The sequence below is a fragment of the Rhizobacter sp. P1_G5 genome (genome assembly GCF_056405435.1).
In genome coordinates, this window is record NZ_JBFUCB010000419.1 from 1 (window position 1) to 5458 (window position 5458).

General features: G+C 71.4%; 6 protein-coding genes. 3 read left to right on the plus strand and 3 right to left on the minus strand.

The annotated features are described in order from the left end of the window. The 3 genes from AC1D12_RS23410 to AC1D12_RS23420 form a co-directional block, all read left to right on the plus strand. Nucleotides 1-619, plus strand: a 619-nt coding sequence (locus AC1D12_RS23410) for an SDR family NAD(P)-dependent oxidoreductase (RefSeq protein ID WP_477843173.1), incomplete at its 5' end; no start/stop codon positions are given. A 103-nt stretch (nucleotides 620-722) separates the two neighbouring features. Then, a complete protein-coding gene (locus tag AC1D12_RS23415) occupies nucleotides 723-1232 on the plus strand; it encodes a cytochrome C (RefSeq protein ID WP_477843175.1) in 510 nt (169 codons plus the stop codon). 72 nt (nucleotides 1233-1304) lie between these two features. Then, nucleotides 1305-2549 (plus strand): TIGR03862 family flavoprotein, encoded by a 1245-nt coding sequence (locus AC1D12_RS23420; protein ID WP_477843177.1) that lies wholly within the window; start codon nucleotides 1305-1307, stop codon nucleotides 2547-2549. Between the two features lie 9 nt (nucleotides 2550-2558). Here AC1D12_RS23420 and AC1D12_RS23425 read toward each other — a convergent pair whose 3' ends face one another. From AC1D12_RS23425 to AC1D12_RS23435, 3 genes are all read right to left on the minus strand, one after another. After that, entirely contained in the window at nucleotides 2559-3608 is a 1050-nt protein-coding gene (locus AC1D12_RS23425; RefSeq protein ID WP_477827432.1) for a hypothetical protein, read from the minus strand. 20 nt (nucleotides 3609-3628) lie between these two features. Next, complete coding sequence (locus AC1D12_RS23430; protein ID WP_082004706.1) at nucleotides 3629-4747, minus strand: ABC transporter substrate-binding protein; 1119 nt, start codon at nucleotides 4745-4747, stop codon at nucleotides 3629-3631. 11 nt (nucleotides 4748-4758) lie between these two features. Continuing rightward, on the minus strand, nucleotides 4759-5458 hold a 700-nt coding region (locus AC1D12_RS23435), incomplete at its 5' end, for a type 1 periplasmic-binding domain-containing protein (RefSeq protein ID WP_477843179.1).

Below are 5458 nucleotides of genomic sequence, written 5' to 3' on the forward strand. Positions count from 1 at the left end.
CGCGGTGGTCGCGCAGATCGCGAAGCAGGGCGGCCGCGCGATCGCGGTGCAGGGCGACGTGTCGAAGCCGGCCGACGTGAAGCGGCTGTTCGCCGAGGCCAAGCGCGCCTTCGGCAGTGTCGACGTGCTGGTCAACAATGCCGGCGTGTACCGCTTCGGTCCGCTGGACGCGATGAGCGAGGACGACTACCGCACGCAGTTCGACACCAACGTGCTCGGCACGCTGCTCGCGTCGCAGGAGGCGGCACGGCACTTCGGCGCCGCCGGCGGCAGCATCGTCAACATCGGCTCGATCGCGAGCACCGCGCGCATGCCGGGCGCCTCGGTCTACTCGGCGACCAAGGGCGCGGTCGATGCAATCACGCGGGCGCTGGCGATCGAGCTGGCGGGGCGCAACATCCGCGTCAACACGATCGCGCCGGGCGCGACCGCGACCGAAGGCCTCGCGACGATGGGCGTGACCGAGGGCTCCGACATGCAGAAGGCGATGCTCGCGGCGATTCCGGCAGGGCGCTTCGGCCGGCCGGATGACATCGGCGGCCTGGCGGTGTTCCTCGCGAGCGACGATGCGCGCTGGATCACCGGGGACCGCATCACCGCATCGGGCGGGCAGTACTGATCCCGGCGCCGACCCATACCGACATCGAATGGAACCCGATGCGTCCGCGTGGCGCGTCGGGTCGTAGGTGCAGCTTCCAACCACTCTTTGTCGACGCATTCCGATGAGAACTTTCCTGCTGACCTCCGCCGCGGCCGTGCTGGCCGGCCTGTCGATCGCGGCCTCTGCCGCACCGCCTGCCAAGGCCGATCCCGCCTCGCAGATCGAGCGCGGCCGCTACCTCGTGAAGATCGGCGGCTGCAACGACTGCCACACCGTCAACTACGGCGAGACCGGTGGCAAGGTGCCGCAGGCGCAATGGTTGACCGGCAGCCCGCTCGGCTGGAGCGGCCCGTGGGGCACGACCTACGCGCCGAACCTGCGCAACTACTTCAGCCGCGTGACGGCGGACCAGTGGGTGAAGGTGGCGCACACGATCGAGACGCGCCCGCCGATGCCGTGGTTCGTGCTGCGCGATTTCAGCGAGCCCGACCTGCGTGCGATGCATGCCTTCATCGCCTCGCTCGGTGCGAAGGGCGGCGAGTCGCCGGCGTACCTGCCGCCTGGCCGCAAGGCGAGTGGCCCGGTCGTGGTGTTCCCGGAGCCGCCGCCGGGGGCCGTTCCCGGCAAGTGATCCGGGCAGGTGATGCGGGCGGGAGACAATGCGGGCCCTTCTCCGCTGTGTCTCTTGCACATACCCCCGCCCATGCCTGCCATCGCCACCACTGCCAATGTCGTGATCATCGGGGGCGGGCCGGCCGGCCTGATGGCGGCCGAGCGCCTGGCGGCCGGCGGCGTGCAGGTCGACCTGTACGACGCGATGCCCTCGGTCGGCCGCAAGTTCCTGCTGGCCGGCAAGGGCGGGCTGAACCTGACGCACAGCGAGCCGTTGCCGGCCTTCATCGGCCGCTACGGCGCGCAGCAGGCGCAGGTGGCGCGCTGGCTCGATGYGTTCGGGCCGCAGCAGCTGCGCGAGTGGGTGGGCGGGCTCGGCGTCGATACCTTCGTCGGCAGCTCGGGCCGCGTGTTTCCCACCGACATGAAGGCGGCACCGCTGCTGCGCGCGTGGCTGCAGCGCTTGCGCGCGGCCGGCGTGCGCTTCCACATGCGGCAGCGCTGGCTGGGCTGGGCCGACGATGGCGCGCTGCGCTTCGCATCGGCCGGTGGCGAGCACGCCGTGCGCGCCGATGCGGTGCTGCTGGCGCTGGGCGGCGCGAGCTGGTCGCGGCTCGGCTCCGACGGCGCCTGGGTGCCGTGGCTCGCGCAACGCGCGGTCGACGTGGCGCCGCTGCAGCCGTCGAACTGCGGCTTCGACGTGGCAACAGCGTGGAGCGAGCATTTCCGCAGCCGCTTCGCCGGCGAGCCGCTGAAGTCGGTGGCGATCGCGCTCGACGATGGCTGGCGGCAGCCCGGCGAGTTCGTCGTCACGCAGACCGGCGTCGAAGGCAGCCTGGTGTATGCCGCGTCGGCACGGCTGCGCGACGCCATCGCCGCGCGGGGCCAGGCGAGCTTCGCGCTCGACCTGCTGCCGGCGCGCACGCTGGAATGGGTGGAAGCCGAGCTCGCGCACCCGCGCGGGCCGCGTTCGCTGTCGACGCACCTGAAGACACGCCTCGGCCTGCACGGCGTGAAGGCAAGCCTGCTGCACGAGCTGGTGCCGAAGGCGGAGATGGCCGACGTGCAGCGCCTGGCCGCGCACATCAAGGGCCTGCGCATCGTGCTCGGCGCGGCGCGGCCGATCGACGAGGCGATCAGCAGCGCCGGTGGCGTGCGTGCCGCGGCTCTGGATGAATCGCTGATGCTGCGCGCACTGCCGGGCGTGTTCGTCGCCGGCGAGATGCTCGACTGGGAAGCGCCGACCGGCGGCTACCTGCTGACCGCGACGATGGCGAGCGCGCGCGTGGCGGCGCAGGGCGCGCTCGACTGGCTCGCGAGCGCGCGCCCGGCCTGAGCGAGGGGCTCAGCGCAGGTCCGGCGTGCCGGCTGCACCGGCCATGCGGGCCTGTGTCTCCCAGCGGCGCGCCGCGTCCAGCACCGAGGCGAAGGCCTCGCCGTCCTCCAGCAGCGCCTTCTTGGTCGCCGCATCCAGCGGGTTCTCGATGCCGGTCTCGTCGCGCGGCATGCGGTCCTCGCGCACCGCCTTCAGCAGCCGCCCGATCTCGCCGGCGGCATGCGCCGGCGTCTGCAACAGCACCAGGCGCTTGCTCTTGCCCGGGTTGCTCGGCACGTGGCACGAATCGCATTCGCCCTGGCGCAAGCGCAGCGCGAGCCGCTTGTACGAGCCCTCGAGCTGGCCCAGGTAGGGGTTGTCGGCGCGGTACAGGCCGTCGAAGAGCGTGGCCTTCGGCTGCGTCCGGCCCTGCGCATCCATCCACATCCACTGGCCGCTGAAGTCCGTCGGTGCCGGCATCCTCTTCACCACGGTGACCGGCGGCTGCGTGCCGTGYACCGTGAACTGCGCCGCCTTCACGCGCCCGCGCATCGGCTCCCACCACAGCAGCACCTCGTTGGCGCCCTGGTACATCGCCCACTTCTCGGCGTCGTGCCAGAACGGGTACGGAAACTGCCCCGGCGCGAGCCGGTTGCGGAAGGCGGTCGCGAAGCGCAGCTGGAACAGCCCTTCGGAGGCGACATAGCGCACGCTGTGCTGCCCGTCGAACATGAACAGCGGCATGTAGAGCCCGGTCAGCACGTCGGGCGCGAACTGCGTCAACGAGCTGGCCTGCAGCGACAGCGCCGGATCGCGCTGGCGGCCCCACAGCACGATCCCGTCCAGCGAATCGCGCAATGCCGCATCGCCGAACAGCCCGCGCCGGCACTGCTCGAAGGCCGGCTGGTCGCCGGTGCCGGCCACCGGGCAATGGCGCGTGAAGGCGCCGGCGATCTCGGCGGCCGCGGCGCGCGCCTGGGCCCACTGTTGCGTGCTCGGCTCGCTGCCGGCGGCCCAGGCCGGCAGGCCGGCGAACCAGAGCGCGAGCCAGGCCGGCCCGCGTGTCCAGGATGCAGCCATGAGGGATCCTCCTTCGGGGTTCAGCCGACGATGCGGCCGTAGCGGTCGATCACCACCATTTCCACGTACTGCGAGCCATGCGGGTTGTCGGGCGCATAGGCGAGGCGGTAGCCGCCCAGGTCGGTGCGCAGCGACGACAGGGCGTCGCGCATCCGGCCGCGTGTCGCGCCGCCGGCCTTGACGGCAGCGCGCGCCGCCTCGACCGCGACGCGCCCGGCGATGTAGCCCTCCAGCGTCGTGACGCCCAGCGCAGCACCGCTGCCCAGCGCGGCCAGGTCGCTCTTGCACTGGCCGACCACGCCGACGCCCAGCGCCGACGGCCGCGGCACCACCAGGCTCATCACCACGCTGCGCCGCGTCGCGACCACGCCGTCGATCAGGTCCTGGCCGGCGAACGACGATGAGAAATGCATGCCCGGGTACGCGCCGTTGTGCATGTGCTCGATGATCGACAGCACCGGCGCGGCATTGGTGGTGAACATCACGCAATCGAGCCGCTGCGCCAGCAGCTGCTGCGCCACCGGCATCAGCGAGCCGGCGTTGCGGTCGATCGGCACGACGGCAACCGGCTGCACGCCGAGCCGGCCCAGCGCGTCCTCCATCGCCAGCAGGTTGGCCTTCGAGGTGTCCTTCAGGTGCACGTAGCCGATGCGCTTGAAGCCGAACTCCTTCGCGTAGCCGACCATGCGCCGGTACTCCACGTCGTAGCCGGCGCGCACGTGCACCGCGCCGGACGATGCCGCGCTGCGGATGCCCATGTTGCCGCTGGCCGTGCCGATCAGCGCGATCTGGTTCTTCTCGACCTGCGGCATGCAGGCCTCGGCCGCCGCGCCGCTGGTCAGGCCGACCAGCGCTGCGGCGCCGTCGCCGATCAGCTTCTGCACGTTGGCGATGCAGCGGTCCTTGGTGCCGCCGTCGTCGAGCACCTGCAGCTCGAAGCGCGGGCCCTTGGGGTCGGCCCGGTTGGCGGCGGCGAATGCGGCGAGGATGCCGTCGCGCACGTCGGCGCCGTAGCGCGCCTGGGCGCCGGTGAGCGATGCGCTCTGGCCCAGCGTGACGACGGTGTTGGAGGCGAATGCAAGGCGCGGGAAGCCCGCGCAGGCGGCAGCGCCGCCCAGCAAGAGGTCACGGCGTTTCATGCGGTGCCCCTTCAGCCGACGAGACGGCCGTAGCGGTCGATCGCGATCAGGTCGACATAGCGCGAGCCGTGCGTGGTGCCGGCGAACTCGACCTTGTAGCCGCCCAGGTCGCTGCGCAGGCCGGCCAGCGAATCCTTCATGCGCGCGCGGTTCAGCGTGCCGGCCTTCGCCGCCGCCAGTGCCGCCTCGACTGCGATGCGCCCGCTGATGTAGCCCTCGAGCGTCGTGATGCCCAGCCGTGCGCCGTTGTTCAGCAGGGCCAGGTCGCGCTGGCATTGCGCGACCACGTTGACGCCCATCTGCGTCGGCCGCGGCACCACCATGCTCATCACGCAGCTCTGCTTGCGCGAGGTCAGCGTGTCGATCAGGTCCTGCCCCGCGAAGGACGAGGCGTAGAACAGGCCGGCGTACTTGCCGCGCACCAGGTGGTCGATGATCTTGCCGACCGGTCCCGCATTGGCGGTGAACAGCACGCAGTCGAGGCGCGCGGCCAGCAGCTCGTTGGCGACGCCGTCGAACGACGTGGCGTTGCGGTCGATGCCGATCGACACCTTGGGCTGGATGGACAGCGCCGACAGCGCGGCGTTCATCGCCTCCATGTTGGCCTTCGAGGTGTCGTTCAGGTAGACGACCCCGATGCGCTGCATGCCGAAATCCTTGACGTAGCCGACCATGCGCTTGTACTCGGCGTCGTAGCCGGCGCGTACGTGG